At 76.2% G+C, this 20,736-nt stretch carries 16 protein-coding genes; 8 read left to right on the forward strand and 8 right to left on the reverse strand.

Annotation, left to right across the window (positions count from 1 at the left end; translation table 11 throughout):
* Positions 1-76 precede the first annotated feature (76 nt).
* On the reverse strand, positions 77-460 hold the full coding sequence (locus GPA02_RS03500; RefSeq protein WP_156198470.1) for an MmcQ/YjbR family DNA-binding protein: 384 nt from the start codon (positions 458-460) through the stop codon (positions 77-79).
* A gap of 82 nt (positions 461-542) precedes the next feature.
* On the opposite strand from GPA02_RS03500, the gene GPA02_RS03505 reads away from it, so the two are divergent.
* From GPA02_RS03505 to GPA02_RS03535, 7 genes are all read left to right on the forward strand, one after another.
* A complete protein-coding gene (locus GPA02_RS03505; protein WP_156198471.1) occupies positions 543-1,949 on the forward strand; it encodes a heparan-alpha-glucosaminide N-acetyltransferase domain-containing protein in 1,407 nt (468 codons plus the stop codon).
* 111 nt (positions 1,950-2,060) lie between these two features.
* Positions 2,061-5,201 (forward strand): hypothetical protein, encoded by a 3,141-nt coding sequence (locus tag GPA02_RS03510; RefSeq protein WP_156198472.1) that lies wholly within the window; start codon positions 2,061-2,063, stop codon positions 5,199-5,201.
* A gap of 40 nt (positions 5,202-5,241) precedes the next feature.
* On the forward strand, positions 5,242-7,965 hold the full coding sequence (locus GPA02_RS03515; protein WP_156198473.1) for an FtsX-like permease family protein: 2,724 nt from the start codon (positions 5,242-5,244) through the stop codon (positions 7,963-7,965).
* Positions 7,962-8,915, forward strand: coding sequence for an ABC transporter ATP-binding protein (locus tag GPA02_RS03520; RefSeq protein ID WP_156198474.1), 954 nt, complete (start codon positions 7,962-7,964; stop codon positions 8,913-8,915). Before GPA02_RS03515 ends, GPA02_RS03520 begins: the two co-directional genes overlap by 4 nt.
* Positions 8,912-9,622, forward strand: a complete 711-nt coding sequence (locus GPA02_RS03525; RefSeq protein ID WP_156198475.1) for an ABC transporter ATP-binding protein — start codon at positions 8,912-8,914, stop codon at positions 9,620-9,622. The genes GPA02_RS03520 and GPA02_RS03525 overlap by 4 nt, the downstream gene beginning before the upstream one ends.
* A 28-nt stretch (positions 9,623-9,650) precedes the next feature.
* Entirely contained in the window at positions 9,651-10,652 is a 1,002-nt protein-coding gene (locus GPA02_RS03530) for a GDSL-type esterase/lipase family protein (protein WP_156198476.1), read from the forward strand.
* Positions 10,649-11,215, forward strand: a complete 567-nt coding sequence (locus tag GPA02_RS03535) for an adenine phosphoribosyltransferase (RefSeq protein WP_156198477.1) — start codon at positions 10,649-10,651, stop codon at positions 11,213-11,215. Before GPA02_RS03530 ends, GPA02_RS03535 begins: the two co-directional genes overlap by 4 nt.
* Before the next feature lie 9 nt (positions 11,216-11,224).
* Here the strand turns inward: GPA02_RS03535 and GPA02_RS03540 are convergent, their stop codons facing one another.
* The 7 genes from GPA02_RS03540 to hemQ form a co-directional block, all read right to left on the reverse strand.
* The gene (locus GPA02_RS03540; RefSeq protein WP_156198478.1) at positions 11,225-12,388 is read right to left on the reverse strand and encodes an NAD(P)/FAD-dependent oxidoreductase; all 1,164 of its coding nucleotides are present in this window, start codon (positions 12,386-12,388) and stop codon (positions 11,225-11,227) included.
* A gap of 62 nt (positions 12,389-12,450) precedes the next feature.
* The gene (locus GPA02_RS03545) at positions 12,451-13,758 is read right to left on the reverse strand and encodes a glutamate-1-semialdehyde 2,1-aminomutase (RefSeq protein WP_156198479.1); all 1,308 of its coding nucleotides are present in this window, start codon (positions 13,756-13,758) and stop codon (positions 12,451-12,453) included.
* On the reverse strand, positions 13,755-14,684 hold the full coding sequence (gene hemB / locus GPA02_RS03550; RefSeq protein ID WP_240133874.1) for a porphobilinogen synthase: 930 nt from the start codon (positions 14,682-14,684) through the stop codon (positions 13,755-13,757). The genes GPA02_RS03545 and hemB overlap by 4 nt, the downstream gene beginning before the upstream one ends.
* A gap of 163 nt (positions 14,685-14,847) precedes the next feature.
* Entirely contained in the window at positions 14,848-15,561 is a 714-nt protein-coding gene (locus tag GPA02_RS03555; RefSeq protein ID WP_162457692.1) for a uroporphyrinogen-III synthase, read from the reverse strand.
* A complete protein-coding gene (hemC, locus tag GPA02_RS03560) occupies positions 15,558-16,442 on the reverse strand; it encodes a hydroxymethylbilane synthase (RefSeq protein WP_156198482.1) in 885 nt (294 codons plus the stop codon). The genes GPA02_RS03555 and hemC overlap by 4 nt, the downstream gene beginning before the upstream one ends.
* Positions 16,439-17,680, reverse strand: a complete 1,242-nt coding sequence (locus GPA02_RS03565; protein ID WP_156198483.1) for a ferrochelatase — start codon at positions 17,678-17,680, stop codon at positions 16,439-16,441. Before GPA02_RS03565 ends, hemC begins: the two co-directional genes overlap by 4 nt.
* Positions 17,677-18,357, reverse strand: a complete 681-nt coding sequence (hemQ, locus tag GPA02_RS03570; protein ID WP_156198484.1) for a hydrogen peroxide-dependent heme synthase — start codon at positions 18,355-18,357, stop codon at positions 17,677-17,679. Before hemQ ends, GPA02_RS03565 begins: the two co-directional genes overlap by 4 nt.
* Positions 18,358-18,514: 157 nt before the next feature.
* Here hemQ and GPA02_RS03575 point away from each other — a divergent pair, with 157 nt between their 5' ends.
* Positions 18,515-20,461 (forward strand): DUF6807 family protein, encoded by a 1,947-nt coding sequence (locus GPA02_RS03575; RefSeq protein WP_240133863.1) that lies wholly within the window; start codon positions 18,515-18,517, stop codon positions 20,459-20,461.
* Positions 20,462-20,736 lie beyond the last annotated feature (275 nt).

Below are 20,736 nucleotides of genomic sequence, written 5' to 3' on the forward strand. Positions count from 1 at the left end.
CCGGGGGCCTCTCCCGCGCGACCCTGCGCGACCCGGCGCGCCCGCTCGGTGACGGCCGGGGGTGGGCTCGCGCGCCTCAGCCGCCCTGCTCGTGCTGCGCCACGAGCGCGGCGGGCGCCCGGGCCCGCCAGGCGTCGACCACCAGCTCCTCGACCTGCTGCACTCTCGCCTCGTCCAGCCGCACGAGCACGGAGGCGTACCCGTCGAAGTGGGAGACCGTGAACCACGGTCCCGGGGTCGCCAGGATCGCCTCCTTCTCCCCCAGGTCCTCGACGCTGACGGCGAGGACCTCGCCCTCGGGCGCGTCCTCGCCCAGCTCGGCGCGCTCCGTGGCGCGCAGCGGGCGCGCCCATGCGAACGTCTTCCCGCGCACCTTCCAGCAGCGGTTGCCCCAGGTGGTGCTCTCCTCGACACCGGGCAGCGCTGTGGCCACCCGCTCGACGTCGTCCCAGCCGGCCACACGGCCACGCTACGCCGCACGGGGTCCTCCTGCCCATCCCTCGGGCTCGGCCGGGCGCCCTCGCCTCGTTAGCCTGTCCGCCATGGCCACCCCGCCCGCGGCGCCGTCCGCAGCCGCGTCCGCACCGTCGTCGGGCCCAGGCACGGCCCCCCGACCCCGCACGCCCCGCGTCGTCGGCGTCGACACCGCCCGCGGCCTCGCGATCCTCGGCATGTTCGTCGCCCACCTCGGGCTGGAGCGGCACACCGGCTTCCTCACCCCGACCGGCTGGTTCTGGCTCGCGGACGGCCGCCCCTCGGCGCTGTTCGCCACGCTCGCGGGCACCGGGCTCGCGTTCATGACGAAGAAGGCGTACGCGACCGGCGACGCCGCCGAGCTCGCGGTGCAGCGCGTCCGGCTGCTCAAGCGGTCAGCGATCCTGCTGGTCCTCGGCTGGGTGCTCACCGCGCTCGGCACGCCGGTCGCCGTCATCCTGGGCGCCTATGCGGTGCTGTTCGTGCTCGCGATGCCGTTCCTGCGGATGCGGCCGGCGGCGCTGCTGCTCTCCGCGGGCGTCGTGGCGCTCGTGATGCCGAGCCTCGTGCTCCTCAGCCGCTACGCCCTGCTCGGCGCGACGTCGCCGCACGCCTACGCCTGGGAGCCGGCGGGGCAGGTGGCGATCGTGCTGCCGGTGATCGCGGACCTGTGGTCGGGCTACTACCCGGCGCTGTCCTGGTTGCTCTACGTCCTCGTCGGTCTCGCCGTCGGCCGGATGGCGATGCAGCGCTGGCAGACCCAGCTCGCGCTGCTGCTCGGCGGTGCCGCCGTCGCCGCGGTCGCGTACCTGTCGGGTGCGGCGCTCGAGCGCAGCACCACCGGGCTGGTGCAGGACGTGGTGACGATCGAGCCGCACGCCGACACGACGTTCGAGATGGTCGGCAACGTCGGGTTCGCCGTCGCGGTGCTGGGTCTGTGCCTGCTGCTGACCACGGCGGTCGCGCCGCTGCGCGTGCTGCTCACGCCGGTCTCGGCGATGGGCGCGATGTCGCTGACGGTGTACTCCGCGCACATCGTCTACATCGCGGTCCTGGGCACCGACGCGGTGTGGAACCCGGTGTCCAACCAGCCGCTGATCTGGCTGGTCGTCGGCTCGATGGTGCTCGCCACGGTCTGGCAGGTCACCCTGGGCCAGGGTCCGATGGAGCGCCTGATCCACCGGATGATCCGGCCGCCGGCACCGCCGGCACCGCCGGCCCAGCAGACCTGGCCGCCCGCGCAGCCCTGGCCGGCGCAGCCCGGGTACCAGGGGCCGCAGCCGCCCTCGGGCACGCCGTACCGGCCCACCCCGGGGTACCCCGTCCAGCAGCACCCGGTCGGGTCTCCCCCCGCGCAGCCGGGGCAGCCGGTGCCGCCCGGCTGGCCTGGCGCGGGCCAGCAGCCCGGCCCCGCCGCGCCGCCCCGGCAGACCCCGCCGGCACCGGCGTACCCGCCCTCGCCGCCGCCGCGCTGAGCAGCCCGCACCCGGGCGGTCCGTCGCGGTCCTCACCACACACCAGAGGTGGTGCGGCACGACGACAGGTGTCTTGGCTACCGTGGGCACCCGACGACGAGGAGGGCCTGGGTGCGCACAGGGGGCTACACGTGGCGCCGGGCGCGCGCGCACGTGGGGCTGGTCGGGCTGCTGCTCGCGATGGCGGCGCTCGTCGTCGCGACGCTGGCGGGCACGCTGGCCTACCTCGGTGTGGCCTCGGCCGCGGGGCTGCGCGACGCCGTCGCCGCCGCCCCCGCCGCCGCGCAGGTGCTGGAGGTGCAGACGCGGCTCGCCCCCGACGCCGACGCCCAGCGCGAGGGTGCCGACCGCGTGCTCACCGGGGTGCTGCCCGCCGGTGCCGACACGTGGTCGACGCTGCGCACGCCGCCGGTGCCGCTCGACGGCACCGAGAGCCGCGCGATCCTCCTCGTCGACGATGCCGCCGCCGAGCACGCCTCCCTCGCCGAGGGCGCGTGGCCGGACGGGCCGGACGAGACGGCCGTGCACGCGCTGGCCGCCGAGACGCTCGGGCTCGCGGTCGGTGACACCGTCGGCGTCACGGTCGAGGACGGCACCGGCGAGCTGACGGTCACCGGTCTGTGGCTGCCCGCCGACGCCGACGACCCGCACTGGGCGGGCGACCTGCTCGTCGCGGCCGGCACCGACCCCTACGAGGTCGACGCGCACGGCCCGCTGCTGGTCGCCGAGGAGGCCCTCGCGCCGCTCGACGTCGCGCCGTTCGTGCGGTGGACCGTCACCCCCTCGGCGCTCTCCCCCGACGCGCTCGGCGACTGGCTCGCCGCGCTCCCACGGCTGGCGCCCGCGCTCGAGGAGGCGGACCTGACGCTGCGGGGCGTGACCACCGCGGGCTCGCTGCCGACGACGCTCGCCGACGCGCAGGAGAGCCTCGCCTCGGTGCGCGCCTCCTCCGCGATCCCGCTGCTCGTCGTCGCGCTCGTGTCGCTGGTCGCGCTCTGGCAGATCACCCGGCTGCTCGCGGCGACCCGCGAGCGGGAGACCCTCGTGCTGCTCTCGCGCGGGGCTGCGCCGCGCCAGCTCGTCGCGATCGGCGCGGTCGAGGCGGCGGTGGTCGCCTGCGGCGCGCTGCTCGGCGGTGCAGCCGTCGCCGTGGCGTTCGCCGGCCGCCCCGGCTTCGCGCTCGGCAGCACGCTGCTGGTCACGGCCGGGACGGCCGTCGCCGTCGTGGCGATCATGGTCGCCGCGGTCGCACGCGCCGCCGCCAACGGGCTGCACCCGCGCGACGAGAGCGGACGGGTGGGCAGCGCCGTCACGGGCGCCGCGCTGGTGCTGGTCGCGGGGCTGGCCGCCTTCAGCCTGTGGCGCTTCCTGCGCAACGGCACCCCGCTGGTCCCGGGGACGCAGCGGGTCGACGTCGTCGCGGTCGGAGCCCCCGCCCTGGGCCTCGTGGCGGTCGCGCTCGCCGCCGTCGCCGTGGCCGGACCGGTCAACCGCGCGCTCGCCGCCGTCGCGGCCCGTCGCCCGGGGTTCTCGCCCGTCACCGAGCTGCGCCAGTCCTCGCGCCGGATCTCGGTCAACGCGGTGCCGGTCGTGCTCGTGGTGCTCGCGGCGGCCATCGCGACCGTCGCCAGCGGCTACGCCGGCACGTGGCAGACGCTGCGCGCGACCTCGGAGCAGGTCTCGGTGGGGGCGGACGCCCGGGTCGACGCCGACGGCGGCATCGTCACCGGGCGCACGCACCGCGTCCTCGACGTCACGTCCGCGGTCGAGGACGTCACGGCCACCGGTGTCCTCCAGTCGGCCATGCGCCTCGGCGAGCGCGTCGGTCAGCTGACGGCGTTCCCGATCGCCGACGCCGGCGTCTCCTCGGCCCCGGAGTCCGTCCTCGGCCCGGTGCTGCCGCTGCTCGCACCGGCCGCCGACCCGCTGCCCGGGGTCGCCCTGCCGCCCGGTGCCGAGGAGCTGGCGCTGGACGTCACCGCCGCCGCCGAGGGATCGCTGGACGACGGCTGGGCGCACCGCGAGGTCTCCTTCCGGGCATGGCTCGCGCAGGGCGCCGACCTCATCCGTGTCGACATGGGCGGCACGGTCCTCGTCGCGTCCGACCGGACGAGGTTCGACCGGGAGAGCCAGGAGATGGTCGTGGTCCCGGACCCGGACAAGGGGAAGCCGGTCACGGCGCGGCTGGCGGCGGCGCTGCCGGGCGGCCAGTGGCGCCTGGTCGCGATCGACACCGTGATGTCGGCGACCTTCCAGCCCACGGACTGGCGCGTGAGCGTCTCCTCGGTCGAGGCCGACGGCGCCGCGCTCCCCGTCGCCGACCTCGACTGGGACCCCGCGGTGCTGCCGATGCCGGGCGGCGAGGCCTACAGCGGGGGCGACGGGCCGCTGTCGTTCACCGGCACGTTCCAGGGCGACCTGGTCGGCGCCGCCCAGACCCTCGTGGGCTCGACGGTGCAGCGCTTCATGCCGGCGTCGGGCGCGGGCACCGAGGTGCCGGTCGTGACGACGCCGGGCTGGCGCGGCGAGATCCGTCCGACCGGTACCGACGTCACGCTCGGCGCGACGACGCTGCGGCTCACCCAGGTGGGCACGATCCCGGTGGTGCCGGGCAACCCCGACCCGGTGGCGGCGCTCGCCGACCTTCCGACGCTGCAGAACGCGCTGCTGCGCACCTCCCCCGAGATCCCGTCGGCCACCCAGGTGTGGGTCGACGGCGGCGACCGCTCCCCCGCGGAGACCGCCGAGGCGCTGCGGGTGGGCCTGGGGCCGCGCGCCCAGGTGGTCGCGACCGGCGAGGGCGTCACCGACGCGGTCGCGGCCCCCGCCCGGGTCGTGTACTGGGTGGCGGCCGTGTGCGCGCTGCTGCTCGCGCTGCCGGCCGTGGCCGCCGTCGCGCTCACGCAGGCCGCGGCGCGACGCGGCGAGGTGGTCGTGCTGCGCGCGGTCGGGGTCGGCGCCGCGCAGCAGGGCAGGTCGCGCGCACGGGAGCTGCTCGGGCTGGAGATCGGCGCGGTCGGGGTCGGTGTGCTCGCCGGCTGGGGCCTGTGCGCGCTGCTCATGGTCACCCTGGTACGCGCCACGACACCGCAGGTCTCGCGCGCCGTGCCGGTCCGGCTGACGTTCGACGTCGCCCCGGGCGCGGCGCTGCTCGCGCTCGTGCTGGCCGCCGTCGCCGCGGTCGCGCTCTGGTACGGCGCGCGCGTCCGCGCCCAGGCCCGTGACACGACCTGGCGGGAGGAGATCCGGTGACGCGCCCGGTCCCACCCGTCCCCGCACCGGCGGTGCCGCGATGAGGGCGCGGCTGCTCGTCCGGCAGGCCACGAGCTCGCCCGGCGCCTCGGTCGCGATCGCGGTCGTCGTGGCGATCGCGGCGGCGCTGTTCGCGGCCTGGCCGCAGCTGTCGCGCGCGGTGTTCGCCGACGAGATCGGCTACCGCAGCGGCGAGACGTCGGACACCGCCCGGGCGCTCACGGGCCGCCAGGTCGGTGGCTGGCCCGTCCACGCGCTCGACGGCTCCCTCGCCGAGGCGCGCGACGACCTCGACGCGGTCGTCGACTCGGCCGGGCCGTTGCTGCGGCCGCTGCTGGGGCGGCCGGAGCTGCTGCTGTCGGTCGACCTCGCGAGCGCCGACGCCCTCACCGTCACGGGCGACACGGTCGACCCGCCCGGCCTCACCGGGCGCGAGCTGCGGTTCCGGGCGATCCCGGGGCTCGAGGAGCACGTCCGGCTCGTGGAGGGCGCCGCACCGGAGCCGTGGCCGGGGCCCTCGTGGTTCGGCACCGGCGGTGGCCGGGAGGTGCCGCCGGTCCCGGTGATGCTCTCGGTCGCCACGGCCGAGCGGCTCGGGGTCGTGGTCGGCGACGTGCTCGTGCTCGAGGACGCACGGCTGGTCTCGCCCGAGGGCGGGACGCTGCCGCTGAGCGCCGTCGTCAGCGGTGTGTTCGAGGCGACCGATCCCTCCGACTCCTACTGGCAGCACCAGCTGAGCGGCCTGGAGCCGCTCGTCCGCACCGACCCGCAGGCCGGCGACTTCGCGATCGGCGCCGCATACACGAACCCCGAGTCGGTCGGCCTGCTGCAGGTCAGCACCAACCTGCGGCCCCGCACCGACGTCTGGATCCCGCTGGCCGCCGGCGACGACGACCCGGCCGCGCTGCTCGACGAGCTGATCGAGGTGACCTCGCGGCAGGTGCCGCTCGGCGACCAGGAGTTCGGCGGTGTCCGCGTCGAGCTCGAGACGGCGCTCGTCGACGTGCTGCGGTCGGCGATCACCTCCCAGCGCGGCGCGGCGGCCGTGCTCGCCCTGGTGGCCGCCGGGCCGGTCGGGGTGATGTTCGCGCTCCTCGCGCTCGCCTGCCGGCTCTCGGTCGTGCGCCGCCGCGACACGCTCGCGCTCGCGAGCGCCCGCGGGGGTGCGCCGGTGCAGATCCGCGGCGCGCTGGGCCTGGAGGGCCTGGTGATCGGGCTGCCGTCGGCCGCGCTGGGCGCCGCGGTCGCGAGCCTGCTCACGCCGGGCCCAGCCGCGCTCGGTGACCTGCTGCTGCCGCTGCTCGCCGGCGTCGCACCCGGGGTGTTCCTCGCCGGCGCGGCGCTGCCGAGCCTGCGCACCCAGCGGCACGACCTGGGCGCGCCGTCGCGCGGCGGGTGGCGCTGGGTCGTGGAGGTGCTGGTCGTCGCCGTCGCCGCCGGCGCGGTCTACCTGCTCCTCAGCCGCGGCCTGCAGGCGACGACGAGCACGACCGTCGACCCGCTGGCCACCGCGACCCCGCTGCTGGTCTCGCTCGCCGCTGCCGTGCTCGCCACCCGGCTGTTCCCGGTGCCGATGCGCGCGGTGCACGCCGTGATGCGCCGACGCCGCGACCTCGCCGGGTTCCTCGGCTCGGCACGAGCGATCCGGGAGACCGGTGCCGGCCTCGTGCCGATGCTCGCGCTCCTGGTCGCGACCTCGATCGCGGTCTTCTCGACGACGATGCTCACGACGCTGCAGGCCGGCGTCGCCGAGAGCACCCGCGCGAGCACCGGCGCCGACGTCCGGCTGGTCGGGCCGCCGTACGAGGACGAGACCGTCGCCGCGATCGCCGCGCTGCCGGACGTCGCCGCGACGGCGCGCGTGCTGACGCTGCCGGCCACCCGGCTCACCGAGGGCACCACGACGCGCCAGGTGACCCTGCTCGCGGTCGACACCGCGGTGCTCGGCGACGTGCAGGCGGACGTCGACGGCGCCGTCGAGCTGCCCGGGGCGATGGACACCCTCGTCGACGGGCGTGTGCCGGTGGTCGTGTCGGAGGCGCTGGGCGTCGGCGCCGGACCGATGAACGTCCAGCTCGGGTCGGTCGTCGACCTCGAGCCGGTCGCGACCGCGCCGTCGGCGGCGGGCCTCGTCGACGGCGCCCTGTGGGCCGTCGTCGACCTCGACCTGCTCCGCGAGGTCACGGGCCAGAACCTCGTGCCGCGGATGACCCTGGTCGCGCTGCGGCCGGGAGCCGACAGCGAGGCGGCGGGCGACGCGATCGCCGAGATCGTCGGCGGCGTCGGCACGATCGCGACGACGGCGGCCGTGCAGTCGGACTTCCTCGCCTCCCCCTCCGCGGTCGCCATGCAGCGCGGGTTCGTCGTGACGCTCGCGCTCAGCACGCTGCAGAGCGTGCTGGCGCTCGTCCTCACGCTGGTGCTCGCCGCGCCGGCCCGCGGGCGGCTGATCGCCGTGCTGCGGACGCTGGGCACGAGCGCGCGCGACGCCCGCCGGCTCGTGTCGTGGGAGGTCGTGCCGCTCGCGGCGACGGCGCTGGTCGCCGGCACCGTGCTCGGCCTGGCGCTCCCCCACCTCGTGGTCGCGACGGTCGACCTGTCGACCTTCGCCGGTCGCGCCTCGCCGCCGGTCGTCTACGACTGGGCGCGGCTCGGGCTCGTCCTGGCGGGGGTCGTCGCCGTCGTCGCGACGACCCTGCTGGCCGCGACCGCCGTCGCCCGGCGGCTGTCCCTGACCGTGCTGCGCATCGGAGACGCGACATGAGCACACCCACCACCCCCACGACGGCCCGCGAGCGGGTCGCGGGCGGCGAGATCGTCTGCGAGGACCTCGTCCGGATCTACGCGGCGGAGGGCATCGAGGTGCAGGCGCTGCAGGGCCTCAACCTCCACGTCGAGGCCGGTGACCTCGTCGCGATCGTCGGCGCGTCCGGGTCGGGCAAGTCGACGCTGCTGACGATCCTGTCCGGGCTCGACACCCCGACCGCCGGCCGGGCCTCGGTGGCCGGTGTCGACCTGCTGACGCTGCGCGGTGCGCGCCGGGTCGCCTACCAGCGCAGCACGGTCGGGTTCGTCTGGCAGCAGACCTCCCGCAACCTGCTGCCCTACCTCACCGCGCTGGAGAACGTCGCGCTGCCGATGACGCTCGCCGGCCGCCTCAAGGGCCGCGAGCTCACCGAGCGGGCCGAGGGCCTGCTCGAGATGCTCGGGGTCGAGCACTGCCGGGACAAGCGGCCGGCCGCGATGTCCGGAGGCGAGCAGCAGCGTGTCGCGATCGCCGTCGCGGTCGCGAACTCGCCGCAGGTGCTGCTGGCCGACGAGCCCACCGGCGAACTCGACGAGGCCACCAGCGCCGAGGTGCTGGAGATGATGCGCGCCGTCAACGCCGAGACCGGCGTGACCGTGCTGATCGTCACGCACGACCCGACGGTGTCGGAGCACGTGCGCCGCACCGTGCAGATCCGCGACGGCCGCACCTCCACCGAGGTGCTGCGCCGCCGCGAGACCGACGAGCACGGCGCGGAGCGGCACGTCGCGGAGGAGTTCGCCGTGCTCGACCGCGTGGGCCGGCTGCAGCTGCCCGAGGAGTTCGTGAGCGCGCTCGACCTGCGGCACCGGGTGCGGCTCACGCTCGAGGACGACCACGCCGGCGTCTGGCGCGACACGCGCCAGGACCCGCCCCCCGCGCGCCCGGACGAGGAGGAGCAGGCATGACCGAGACCAGCGCGACCCCGGCCCTCGCCGGACGGGACCTGTCCCGGGTGTTCAGGACGCCGTCGGGCGACGTGCACGCCGTCAGCGAGGTGTCGCTGGAGGTGCAGCCCGGCGAGCTGCTCGTCGTGCGCGGCCCCTCCGGGTCGGGCAAGACCACGCTGCTCAACCTCCTCGGCGGTCTCGACCGGCCGACGTCGGGCACGGTCTGGCTCGGGACGGAGGAGCTGACAGCGATGGACGAGCCGGAGCTGCTCGACGTGCGGAGGCGCCGGCTGTCCTACGTGTTCCAGTCGTTCGGCCTGATCCCCGTGCTGTCGGCGGCCGAGAACGTCGAGGTGCCGCTGCGGCTGCTGCGCACCGACCCCGACGAGCGGGAGCGACGGGTCGCCGAGGCGCTGGACGTCGTCGGGCTCTCCGGGCACGCCAACCAGCGCCCCTACGAGCTCTCCGGCGGCCAGCAGCAGCGCGTCGGCATCGCCCGCGCGCTGGTGTCGGAGCCGGAGATCCTGCTCGCGGACGAGCCGACCGGGCAGCTGGACTCCGCGACTGCGGCGACGATCATGGACCTGCTGCAGACGCTCGTGCACGACCGCGGGCTCGCAGCCGTCGTGTCGACGCACGACCCGCTGCTCATGGGGCGCGCCGACCGCGTGCTCGAGCTGCACGACGGCCGCGCCCAGCGGCGCGGCCGGCACAGCGCCGCGTGAGGTCCGGCGCCCGGTAGGTTGGGCGCTCGTGACCTCGACCGAGCTCCGACCGGACCTGGCCCCTGCCGCCTGGCGCGGCGCCGTCGGCTGGGAGCAGCGCGACGACGCGGTACGCGTCTGGCGGCTGCTGCCCGACCGCATCGACCGCGCGTTCGCCCCGGACCTCGTCGAGAAGGCGCGCGAGGCCGCCGGTGTGCGCGCCGACGTCGTCACCGCGGCCGACACCCTCCACCTCGACCTCGAGCTCGGCATCGAGATCGACCGACCCACGCGCGTCGACGTCCTCGTCGACGACGAGCTCGCGCACCGCGTCGACGTCGAGATCGGCCGCTCGCGCCTCGACCTCCCGCTGCCCGCCGGCGAGCACCGGGTGCAGGTGTGGCTGCCGCAGGTCGGGCGCACGTGGCTGAGGTCGGTCGCTCTCGACGGCGCCGCGGAGCCGGCTCCGGCCGCCTCGACCTCGTGGGTGGCCTACGGCTCGTCGATCACGCAGTGCAGCGCCGCGGCCGGCCCGTCACAGACCTGGCCGGCGATCGTCGCCCGCACGCTCGGCTGGGACCTCACGTGCCTGGGGTTCGGCGGCCAGTGCCACCTCGACCCGCTCGCCGCGCACACGATCGAGGCGCTGCCGGCCGACGTCATCAGCCTGTGCCTCGGCATCAACGTCCAGGGCGGCGCGACGCTGTCCGGCCGCACGTTCGCGCCGCTGGTGGCCGACCTGCTCGACCGGGTGCGCGACAGCCACCCGGACGCCACCGTGGTCGTCGTCAGCCCGATCACGTCGCCGCCCCGCGAGCAGACCCCGAACGAGGTCGGGCTCACCCTGCAGGCGATGCGCGACATCCTCGCCGACGTCGTCGCCGGCACCGACGACGACCGCCTGCACCTCGTCGACGGCCCCTCGGTCATCGGCCCGGACGACGCCCACCTGCTGCCGGACGACCTGCACCCCGACGAGACCGGGTACCGGCTCATGGGCGAGCGGCTGGCCGCGGTGCTGGGCCGCCTGCACGAGCCGGTGCGCGCATGAGCGCCCCCGACGCGACCGGTGACGTCGTCGCGCGCGCGGCAGCGGCGATCGTCGAGCGCACCCGGCTCACGCCCGACTTCCCCGCGCCCGGGGTGCTGTTCCGCGACCTCACGCCCGTGCTCGGGCACCCGGCCTCGCTGCTGCTGGTCGCGCAGGCCGTGGCCCGGCTCGGCGGGCAGGCGGACCTGATGGCGGCGCTGGAGGCGCGCGGCTTCCTGCTGGGCGCGGCCGCCGCGGTCGCGGCCGACGCCGGCGTGCTCCCGCTGCGCAAGCCCGGCAAGCTGCCCGGCACCGGGACGGGCACCGTCATGCGCGAGACCTACGCGCTGGAGTACGGCACGGCGGCGCTGGAGGTGCAGCCCGCCGACGTCCCCCCGGGCGCGCGGGTGCTCGTCGTCGACGACGTGCTCGCGACCGGCGGCACCGCGGCCGCCGCCGTCGAGCTGGTACGGCGTGCGGGCGGCACGGTGACGGGCGTCGTGGTCGCGCTGGAGCTCACCGAGCTCGGCGGTCGCGACCGCATCCCGGCCGACGTGCCGGTGCACGCGGTCACCCAGGCCTGAGGGGGCTGCTCAGCGCAGGTCGGTGAGCTGGTCCGGGTCGACGGTCGTCCCGATCATCTCCCGCAGCGTGTCGTTGACGTCCCAGATCCCGACGTTCATGCCGGCTGTGACGGTGCGGCCGTCCTCGCCGCCCAGCCAGTAGGCGATGAACGCGTTCTGCTCGACGTCACCGCGCAGCTCCACGCGGTCGGTCGGGGAGGAGTGCCCGACGTACTCCATCGAGAACTCGAACTGGTCGGTGAAGACGTACGGCTGCCAGTCGTAGGCGACCTCGTCGCCGAGCATCGACCGCGCCGCGGCCCGGCCCTGCCGGATCGCGTCGTCCCAGTGCTCGACGCGCAGCGGGCCGAGGGTGGAGTGGGTCGCGAGCGCGACGTCGCCCGCCACCCAGACGTCGGGGTCGCTGGTCCGCAGCCGGCTGTCGGCGACGACACCGTCGGCGGTGACCGACAGCCCCGCCGCCTCGGCGAGCTCGGTGCGCGGCGTCACGCCGACCGCGAGCAGGACCGCGTCGGCGCTGATCTCGCCGTCGCTCGTGACCACGCCGTCGGGCGTGATCGCGGTGACGTCGACCCCGGTGCGGACGTCGACGCCGTGACCGCGGTGCAGCGCGAGCAGGTGCTCGGCGAGCCGCGGGCCGAGCACGCGCGCGAGCGGGGCGTCGCTGCGCTCGAGCACCGTGACCTCGGTGCCCTGCTGCCGCGCCGAGGCCGCGACCTCGAGCCCGATCCACCCGCCGCCGACGACCACCAGCCGGGCACCGGGCCGGATCGCGGCCTGCAGGCGCTGCTCGTCCTGCCACGTGCGCAGCACGTGCGCGCGCTCGACGCCCGGGATCGACGGCACGCGCGGCCGCGCCCCGGTGGCGAGCAGCAGCGCGTCGTACCCGAGGCTCTGGCCGTCGTCGAGGACGACCGTGCGCGAGGCGAGGTCGAGCCGTTCGGCCGAGGTGTGGGTGAGCACCCGCACCTCGTGCTCGGCGTACCAGGCCGCGTCGTGCAGCACCTGGAACTCCTTGCCCTGCAGCACGTCCTTGCTCAGCTGCGGCCGCTCGTACGGCAGCAGCGGCTCGTTGCCGACGACCGTCAGCGGACCCCAGTAGCCCTCCTCCCGGAGGGTCTCGACGGCGTGCGCGGCGGCCAGCCCCGCCCCGACCACGACGATGCGTTCCATGCGTCTCATCCTGCCGCGCCGACCGGGTGCGCGGGGCGCCTCCGGCCGGTGCGGGCCGGTCCTCAGGCCGGGGTCGCCTCCGCGGCGGCCCGTGCGGCGCCGGGGAGCGCGGCGAGCACCTGGGCGACCGCGTCGTCGTCGTGCGCGGCGGAGACGAACCACGCCTCGAACGCCGACGGCGGCAGGCTCACCCCGGCGTCGAGCATCGCGTGGAAGAAGGCCGGGTAGCGCCAGTGCTCGGTCGCCTGCATGGCCGCGTAGTCGTGCACCGGGCTCTCGACGCCGAACGCGACCGAGAACAGGTTGCCGGCGCGCTGCACGTGGTGCGGCACGCCGACGACCGCGAGGGCCTGCCCGACCGCGGTGCTGATCTCGTGGGCGACGGCGTCCAGCCGGGCGTAGACCGCCTCGTCGGCGAGCCGCAGCGTCGCGACGCCGGCCGCGACCGCGACCGGGTTCCCGCTGAGCGTGCCCGCCTGGTAGACCGGGCCGGCGGGGGCGAGCAGGTCCATGAGCTCGGCGCGGCCGGCCAGGGCAGCGACCGGCAGCCCGCCGCCGATGACCTTGCCGAACGTGAGCAGGTCGGGCGTCCATGTGCTCCCCGCGGCACGCTCGAGGCCCCACCATCCCGACGGGCCGACACGGAACCCGGTCAGCACCTCGTCGGCGATGACGAGAGCGCCGTGCGCGTGCGCGAGCTCGGTGAGCGCGGCGTTGAAGCCGTCGTTCGGCGGCACGACGCCCATGTTGGCCGCCGCGGCCTCGGTGATGACGGCCGCGACACGTCCGGGGTGCGCCTCGAGCGCGGTCCGGACGGCGTCGAGGTCGTTGTACGGCAGCACGACCGTCAGCGCCGCGAAGCCCTCGGGCACGCCGGCGGAGCCCGGCAGCCCCAGCGTGGCGACGCCGGAGCCGGCCGCGGCGAGCAGGCCGTCGGAGTGGCCGTGGTAGTGCCCGGCGAACTTGATGACGAGGTCTCGCCCGGTGGCGGCACGCGCCAGCCGGATCGCGGTCATCGTCGCCTCGGTGCCGGTCGAGACCAGCCGGGTCTTCTCGGCGAGCGGCACCCGCTCCCGCACGAGCGCGGCGAGCTCGGCCTCCGCCGGGGTCGACGCGCCGAAGGACAGCCCGCGGGCGGCGGCCGCCTGCACGGCCTCGACGACGTCGGGGTGGGCGTGGCCGAGGATCGCCGGGCCCCAGGACCCGACGAGGTCGACGTAGGTGCGGCCGTCGGCGTCGTGCACGCGCGGGCCGGCGGCCGACACCAGCATCAGCGGGTCGCCGCCGACCGAGCCGTGCGCCCGCACCGGCGAGCTGACGCCACCGGGCAGCAGCTCGCGCGCGCGGTCCAGCGGGGTGGTCTCGGTCATCGGTCCTCCAGCGTCGCGGCCACCTCGGTGGCCCAGTAGGTCAGGACGGCGTCGGCGCCGGCGCGCACGATCGACGTCAGCGCCTCGGCGATCGCGGCCTCGCGCGCGATCCAGCCGTGGGCGGCCGCCGCCTCGAGCATCGCGTACTCCCCCGACACCTGGTACGCCCACACCGGCACCGGGCTGGAGTCGGCGACCTGCCGCAGCACGTCGAGGTAGGGCAGCGCCGGCTTGACCATGACGACGTCGGCGCCCTCCTCGACGTCGAGCGCGGCCTCGCGCAGCCCCTCCCGCGCGTTGGCGGGGTCGAGCTGGTAGGTGCGCCGGTCGCCGGTCAGCTGGGAGTCCACGGCCTCGCGGAACGGCCCGTAGTACGCCGAGGCGTACTTGGCGGCGTAGGCGAGCGTGGCCACGTCGGTGCGGCCGGCGGCGTCGAGCGCGTCCCGCACCGCCGCCACCTGGCCGTCCATCATCCCCGACAGCCCCAGCAGCACCGAGCCCGCCTCCGCCTGCGCGAGCGCCATCTCGGCGTAACGCTCCAGGGTCGCGTCGTTGTCGACGCGGCCGGCGTCGTCGAGGACGCCGCAGTGGCCGTGGTCGGTGAACTCGTCCAGGCACAGGTCGGTCGAGACGACGACGGCGTCCCCGACCTCGGCGACGACGGCCGCCGTCGCCCGGTTGAGGATGCCGTCCGGGTCGGTCGCCTCGGTACCGGTGGCGTCTCGGCGCGCGGGTACACCGAACAGCATGACGCCGCCGACGCCGGCCTCGGCGGCCTCGACGGCGGCGCGCCGCAGCGTGCCGATGCTGTGCTGCTGCACGCCGGGCATCGACCCGATCGGTCGCGGCTCCGGGCCGGCGTGGACGAACATCGGCAGCACCAGCTGCGCGGCGTGCACCCGGGTCTCACGGACCACGCGGCGCATCGCGGTCGACTGCCGCAGCCGCCGCGGGCGCACCCGCCCGACCCGACCTGCCACGCTGCCTGCTCCGCTCATCGGACCTCCCACGTCCCTCGGTCTCGTGCCACGACGACGTCCACGCACGCACGGTACGGGGGCGCTGCCGCCGCCCGCCGCGCCGGTCCGGTCACGACGGCTCCGCGCCAAGCTCCTGGGCGGCGCGCAGCAGCTCGGCGATCGTCGGCGAGGAGGCGACCGCGGCGACCTCGAGCCCCGCGGCCCGCACGTCCTCGGCCGTCTGGGCCCCCATCGCAACCAGCCGGGTGCTCGGCGCGACCTCGACCTCGGCGAGGTGGCGGGCGACGCTGCCGCTCGTCACCAGCGCGACGTCGGCCCGCCCGGTCCGCAGCGCGTGCTTCTCGGTCGTGCTCAGCTCGGTCCGCAGGGTGCGGTAGGCGACGACGGCGTCGACCTCCCAGCCCGCGCGCCGCAACCCGTCGACCAGGGTCGGGCGGGCGAGGTCGGACCGGACGGCGAGCACCGGCCCGTCGACCTGCTGCGGCCACCGCTGGAGCATCGCCAGCGCACCGCCGTCGCCCACGAGGTGCACCTCGATCCCGGCCCGCGTGAGCGCCGCGGCCGTGCCCTCACCCACGGCGGCGACCCGCAGCGACGCCGGCAGCGCGACGTCGCGCAGGGTCGGCACCGCGGCCGCGCTCGTCACCGCGAGCCAGCGGTAGTCGCCCGCCGTCAGCCGCGCGAGGGCGGCGTCCAGCTCCGCCGAGGGCGCGGGCACGGTCTCGATGAGGGGCAGCACCCACGGCGTCAGCCCCAGGTCGGCCGCCGCGGCAGCGGCCGCGGCACCCCAGGTGCCGCCGCGCGGGACGAGCAGGACGGTCACGCCAACCAGTCCCGGATCCCGGCGTCGAGGAGCGCGCGGGCCGCGCGCACGCCGATCTCCGCGGGGTCGTCGAGCTTGTCGTCCACCCGGCTGCCGTGGCGGCGCTGGCCGTCGAGGCTGTAGGCCACCGCCCGCAGGCTCACCCGCTGGAACCGCACGGTCGCCGTCGCGGCCACCGGCGCGGCGCAGCCGGCCTCGAGCTCGGCGAGGAAGGCGCGCTCGATCGTCACCGCGAGGTGGGTGCGCTCGTCGTGCACGGCGGCGACGAGCTCGGCGGTCCGCTCGTCGTCGGCGCGCACCTCGACCGCGAGCGCGCCTTGCGCCGGCGCGGTTGGCCACTCGAACGTCTCGGCGACGTGCTCCTCGCGCCCGATGCGCGACAGCCCTGCCATCGCGAGCACGACGCCGTCGAGCTCGCCGTCGGTCACCATCGCCAGCCGGGTGTCGACGTTGCCGCGGATGTCGACGACCTCGAGGTCCGGTCGGGCCGCGAGCAGCTGCGCACGACGGCGCGGCGACCCGGTGCCCACGCGGGCGCCCTCGCGCAGCTCGGCGAGCGGGCTCGCGGCGCACAGCACGTCGCGGTGGTCGGCGCGCGCCGGTGTGGCGGCCACACGCAGACCCGGGTGCGGCGCGGTCGGGAGGTCCTTGTAGGAGTGCACGACCGCGTCGCACTCGCCCGCGAGCAGCGCCTCGCGCAGGGCCGCCGCGAACACGCCGGTGCCGCCGAGGGAGGCCAGCGAGGCGCGGGTGGTGTCGCCGTGGCTGGTCATCGGCACCAGCTCGGTGGCGACGCCCGCGGCGGTCAGCGCGTCGGCGACGTCCCCGGCCTGCGTGCGGGCGAGCAGGCTCGCACGGGTCCCCAGCCGCAGCGCGGTCACGGCGCGACGCCCGCCAGCACGGGCGAGAACGGTCGGCGAGCGTTGGCGCAGCACCCCGGGCGGCAGACGTCGTTCCAGGGCCCGAGGTCGGTGAGCGCGGCGCGCTCCTCGACGGCGCGACCCTCGACGCGCTCGCGCACGAGGTCGGCGAGGCCGGCGACGAACGTCGGGTCGACCCCGGGGGTCGGGACCCGGACGGCGTCGATGCCGTGGTCGGTCGCGGTCTCGATCGCCTCGTTGTCGAGGTCCCAGAGCACCTCGAGGTGGTCGGAGACGAAGCCGATGGGGGCGATGACGACCGCGTCGGGCCGGTCGTCGGCGGCCGCGAGCGCGGCGATCGCGTCGTTGATGTCCGGCTCCAGCCACGGCTGGCTCGGCGGGCCGGAGCGCGACTGGTAGACCAGCTGCGAGCCGACGACGAGGCCCTGCGGCACGCTCACCCGGCTCATCACGGCCTCCCCGACGGCGAGGTGCTGGGCCTCGTAGGCGCCACCCGGTCCGAGGTCGAGCTCGGGCGGGCCGGAGCGCTCGGCGTCGCCGACGGGGATCGAGTGGGTGGCGAACAGCACCTGCACCCGGGTGCGCCCCCGACCGGCGAGCTCGACGAGGGCGGCGTCGACCGCCTCGACGAACGGCGTCACGAACCCGGGGTGGTCGAAGAACACGCGGATCTTGTCGATCTCCAGGTGCTCGCCCAGCCCGGTCGCCTGCAGCGCGTCGGCGAGGTCCTCGCGGTACTGCCGGCAGGAGGAGTAGCAGGAGTAGGCGCTGGTCGCGAGCACGAGCAGCCGCCGGTGACCGGCCTCGTGCGCCTCGTGCAGCGTGTCGGTGAGGTAGGGCGCGAAGTTGCGGTTGCCCCACAGCACCGGCAGCGCTGGTCCGGTGCGCTGGAGCTCGGCGGCGAGCGCCTCGCGCAGCGCGCGGTTCTGGGCGTTGATCGGGCTGACGCCGTCGAAGTGGTGGTAGTGCTCGGCTACCTCGGCGAGCCGCTCGTCGGGGATGCCGCGGCCCGCGGTGACGTTGCGGAGGAACGGCATGACGTCGTCGGGGCCCTCGGGGCCGCCGAAGCCGAGCAGCAGCACGGCGTCGTAGTCCTGCGGCCGCGTGACGTGGGGCTCGCCGCCGCGCGCGGCGGGGGTCGCGGCGGGCACGACGGCGCCCGGAGCGAGCGGTGCGCTGGTCGCCTTGGGCGGCTTGCCACCGCTGCCGGCGCGGACGGTCGTGGGGTCGGCGGTCATGACAGCACCTCGACGAGCTCGGCGGCGCTGACGCGCCGACCTGTGTAGAACGGGACCTCCTCGCGCACGTGACGGCGCGCCTCGGTGTAGCGCAGGTCGCGCATGAGGTCGACGAGCTCGATCGGGTCGTCGGCCTCGAGCGGCAGCACCCACTCGTAGTCGCCGAGCGCGAACGCGGCCACGGTGTTGGTGAGCACGCCGCGGTGCGCGGCGCCCTTGCGGCCGTGCTCGGCCAGCATCGCCCGGCGCTCCTCCTCGGGCAGCAGGTACCACTCGTAGGAGCGCACGAACGGGTACACGCACAGCCACGCCTTGGGCTCCAGGCCACGCATGAAGGCGGGCACGTGGGAGGCGTTGAACTCGGCGTCGCGGTGCACGCCGGCGACGTTCCAGACCGGCCGCATGGTGGCGAAGACCTCGGTGCGACGCAGTCGGCGCAACGCGGCCTGGACGTCGGCGAGGTCGGGACCGTGCAACCACACGAGCACGTCGGCGTCGGCCCGCAGCCCGGATACGTCGTAGAACCCGCGCGTGGTGACACCCCGCTCCGCGAGCTCCGCCGTCACCTCGTCGAGGTCGGTGGCGTCGCCCTGGACGGGCTCGGAGTGGCCCACGAACGTGGCCCACACGGTGTACTCGGTGCGCGGCGCGCTGCTGGGATCGGGAACATCGGTCACCCCTCCACCCTAGGTCGGATACGAGGTGACAGTTCGCGACGAGGCGTCAGGTACGGTCGGTGCGACGGCGCGACGCGAGCGGCCTGGCGCCGGTTCGATCCGGCCCCCGTGCGGCTACCGTGAACCGCTCAGCCACGCTGCGAAGGAGTACGCACCGGTGCGACGCCCGCCCCACGCCGCACGGCCCGCCACGATCGACGACGTCGCCCGATCGGCCGGCGTCTCGCGTGCGACCGTCTCGCGGGTGATGAACGGCAACGCATCGGTCGACGCCGCGCTCGCGAGCCGCGTGCAGGAGGCCGCGGCGGCGCTGCGGTACCAGCCGTCCACGACCGCCCGCAGCCTGTCGCTGGGCCGCACGCACACGGTCGCCGTCGTCGTCCCCGAGCTCTCGAACCCGATGGTCCAGGAGGTGCTGCAGGGGGTGAGCGACGCCGCGCAGGAGCGCGGCTACCGGGTGCTCGTCGCCGACACCGGCGGCGACCCGGAGACGGAGCGCGCGAGCAGCACCGACGCCCGGCGCCGCTGCGACGCGCTGGTGCTCGTGGCACCGCGGCTGCCGGAGCCGGCGCTGCGCGAGCTGCTGGGTTCGCTCGCCCCTGTCGTGGTCGTCAACCGGCTCCCCGACGGCGTGACACCGACGGTCGGCGTCGACTACGCGGCCGGCACCGACCTGCTCGTCGAGCACCTGCTCGGGCTCGGGCACCGCCACCTCGCCTACCTCGCGGGGCCCCCGCTCAGCGAGTCGAACCGCACGCGGGTCGCCACCATGCGGCGGGCGGCGGAACGCCACGCGGACGTGCGGCTCAGCGAGATCGGGGCGGGCGCGACGATCGAGTCCGGCTACCGCGCGGGCGAGGCGGTCCTGGCGACGCGCGCGACCGCCGTCGTCGCCTACAACGACCTCGTCGCCTTCGGCCTGCTCGCACGGCTCAACGAGCTCGGGGTCGCGGTGCCGGCCGACATCTCCGTGGCCGGGTTCGACGACGTCCCGCTCGCACGGTTCGCGGTGCCGCCGCTGACCACGGTCGGGGTCTCCCACGCCGAGCTCGGCGCGACGGCGTGGCGTCAGCTGGCCGCGCTGCTCGACGGCGCCGACCGCACCGACCCGCCGCCGCGGGTGCCCACGCTGCGGCCGCGCGCGAGCACCGGCGTCGTGCCCGCGACCGTGCGCTCGCCCGAGCGCGACCGCCGACCCGAGCCGGCCGACCCGCCGCCCCGGCTCGCGTCGGTGTCCTGGACGGTGCGCGAGTCCTCCGACGGGGCCGAGCACGTGCTGCTGGGCGCGCTGCCGGGCGGCCGGACGGTCGACCTGTGCCACGCCGTCGACGGCGCCGCGATCCCGCCGGTGCACTCCCCGCGGCCCTACCTGCACCCGGTGCGCACGGCGGGCGGGGCGGAGCTCACGGACCGCACGCCGGCCGACCACCGGCACCACTACGGGGTCTCGATGGCGGTGGCGCTCGTCAACGGCACCTCGTTCTGGGGCGGCCGCACCTGGGTGCGCGGCGAGGGCCCGACGCTGCTCGCCAACCACGGCACCCAGGTGCTGCTGGCGAGCGAGGTCGAGGGCGAGCGGCTCCGGCAGCGCATCTCCTGGACGAGCCCCACCGGCGAGGAGCTGCTGCGCGAGGACCGCACGATCACGGTCGCGCCCGACGAGCTGGGGTGGCGACTGCGGTGGCGCTCGGACCTGCACGCGCCGCACGCGGACGCCGTCGTCGAGTCGCCCGCGACGGCGGGCCGGCGCGGCGCCGGCTACGGCGGCGTCTTCTGGCGGCTCGGCCCGGCGTCGAGGACCGCGGTCCTCGCCGCCCACGGCGAGGGCGAGGAGGCGGTGCACGGCTCGATCTCGCCGTGGGTCGCGTTCGTGCAGCACCGAGGCCCCCGGGTGAGCACGCTGCTGCTCGCGCAGCGCCCGGACCACGTCCTGCCATGGTTCCTGCGCGCGTCGGACTACGTCGGGGCCGGCCCCGCGCTGGCGTGGGACACCCCGCTGACGATCGCCCGCGGCGAGACCGCCACCACCGAGCTCGCGGCCCTCCTCACCGACACCGCCCTCACCCCCGAGCAGGCCGCCACCACCACCCCCCGCCTCTGGTAGCCCCCACTTTCACCGCACTTTGCAACACCCCTCGCTTTCACCGCACTTTGCAACACCCCCCGCTTTCACCGCACTTTGCAACACCGCACATACTCACCGCACTTCTTGCCACGATCCCGTTTCACCGCACTTGTTGCCGCGATGCTTCGACGATCGGCGCATCGGGCGGGGTGCAGGGCAGCAGCCCGAGTCCGCAGGATCCGTTGCGTCTCAGCCCCAACAGCTGGGCGCTCCACTGAGCGGCGAGGCTGCCCAGTGTTCGACGGTGCGGTGAG

This window comes from Actinotalea caeni (assembly GCF_009733795.1).
GTDB classification, from domain to species: Bacteria; Actinomycetota; Actinomycetes; order Actinomycetales; family Beutenbergiaceae; genus Pseudactinotalea; species Pseudactinotalea caeni.

What these genes read in the sequence shown, in the direction of transcription:
- GPA02_RS03520 (WP_156198474.1), top strand. Translation starts at nt 7,962, where the DNA reads ATGAGCACACCCACCACCCCCACGACGGCCCGCGAGCGGGTCGCGGGC.
- hemB (WP_240133874.1), bottom strand. Translation starts at nt 14,684, where the DNA reads ATGCGCCGCGTGGTCCGTGAGACCCGGGTGCACGCCGCGCAGCTGGTG.
- GPA02_RS03515 (WP_156198473.1), top strand. Translation starts at nt 5,242, where the DNA reads ATGAGGGCGCGGCTGCTCGTCCGGCAGGCCACGAGCTCGCCCGGCGCC.
- GPA02_RS03525 (WP_156198475.1), top strand. Translation starts at nt 8,912, where the DNA reads ATGACCGAGACCAGCGCGACCCCGGCCCTCGCCGGACGGGACCTGTCC.
- GPA02_RS03505 (WP_156198471.1), top strand. Translation starts at nt 543, where the DNA reads ATGGCCACCCCGCCCGCGGCGCCGTCCGCAGCCGCGTCCGCACCGTCG.
- GPA02_RS03535 (WP_156198477.1), top strand. Translation starts at nt 10,649, where the DNA reads ATGAGCGCCCCCGACGCGACCGGTGACGTCGTCGCGCGCGCGGCAGCG.
- GPA02_RS03565 (WP_156198483.1), bottom strand. Translation starts at nt 17,680, where the DNA reads ATGACCGCCGACCCCACGACCGTCCGCGCCGGCAGCGGTGGCAAGCCG.
- GPA02_RS03545 (WP_156198479.1), bottom strand. Translation starts at nt 13,758, where the DNA reads ATGACCGAGACCACCCCGCTGGACCGCGCGCGCGAGCTGCTGCCCGGT.
- GPA02_RS03540 (WP_156198478.1), bottom strand. Translation starts at nt 12,388, where the DNA reads ATGGAACGCATCGTCGTGGTCGGGGCGGGGCTGGCCGCCGCGCACGCC.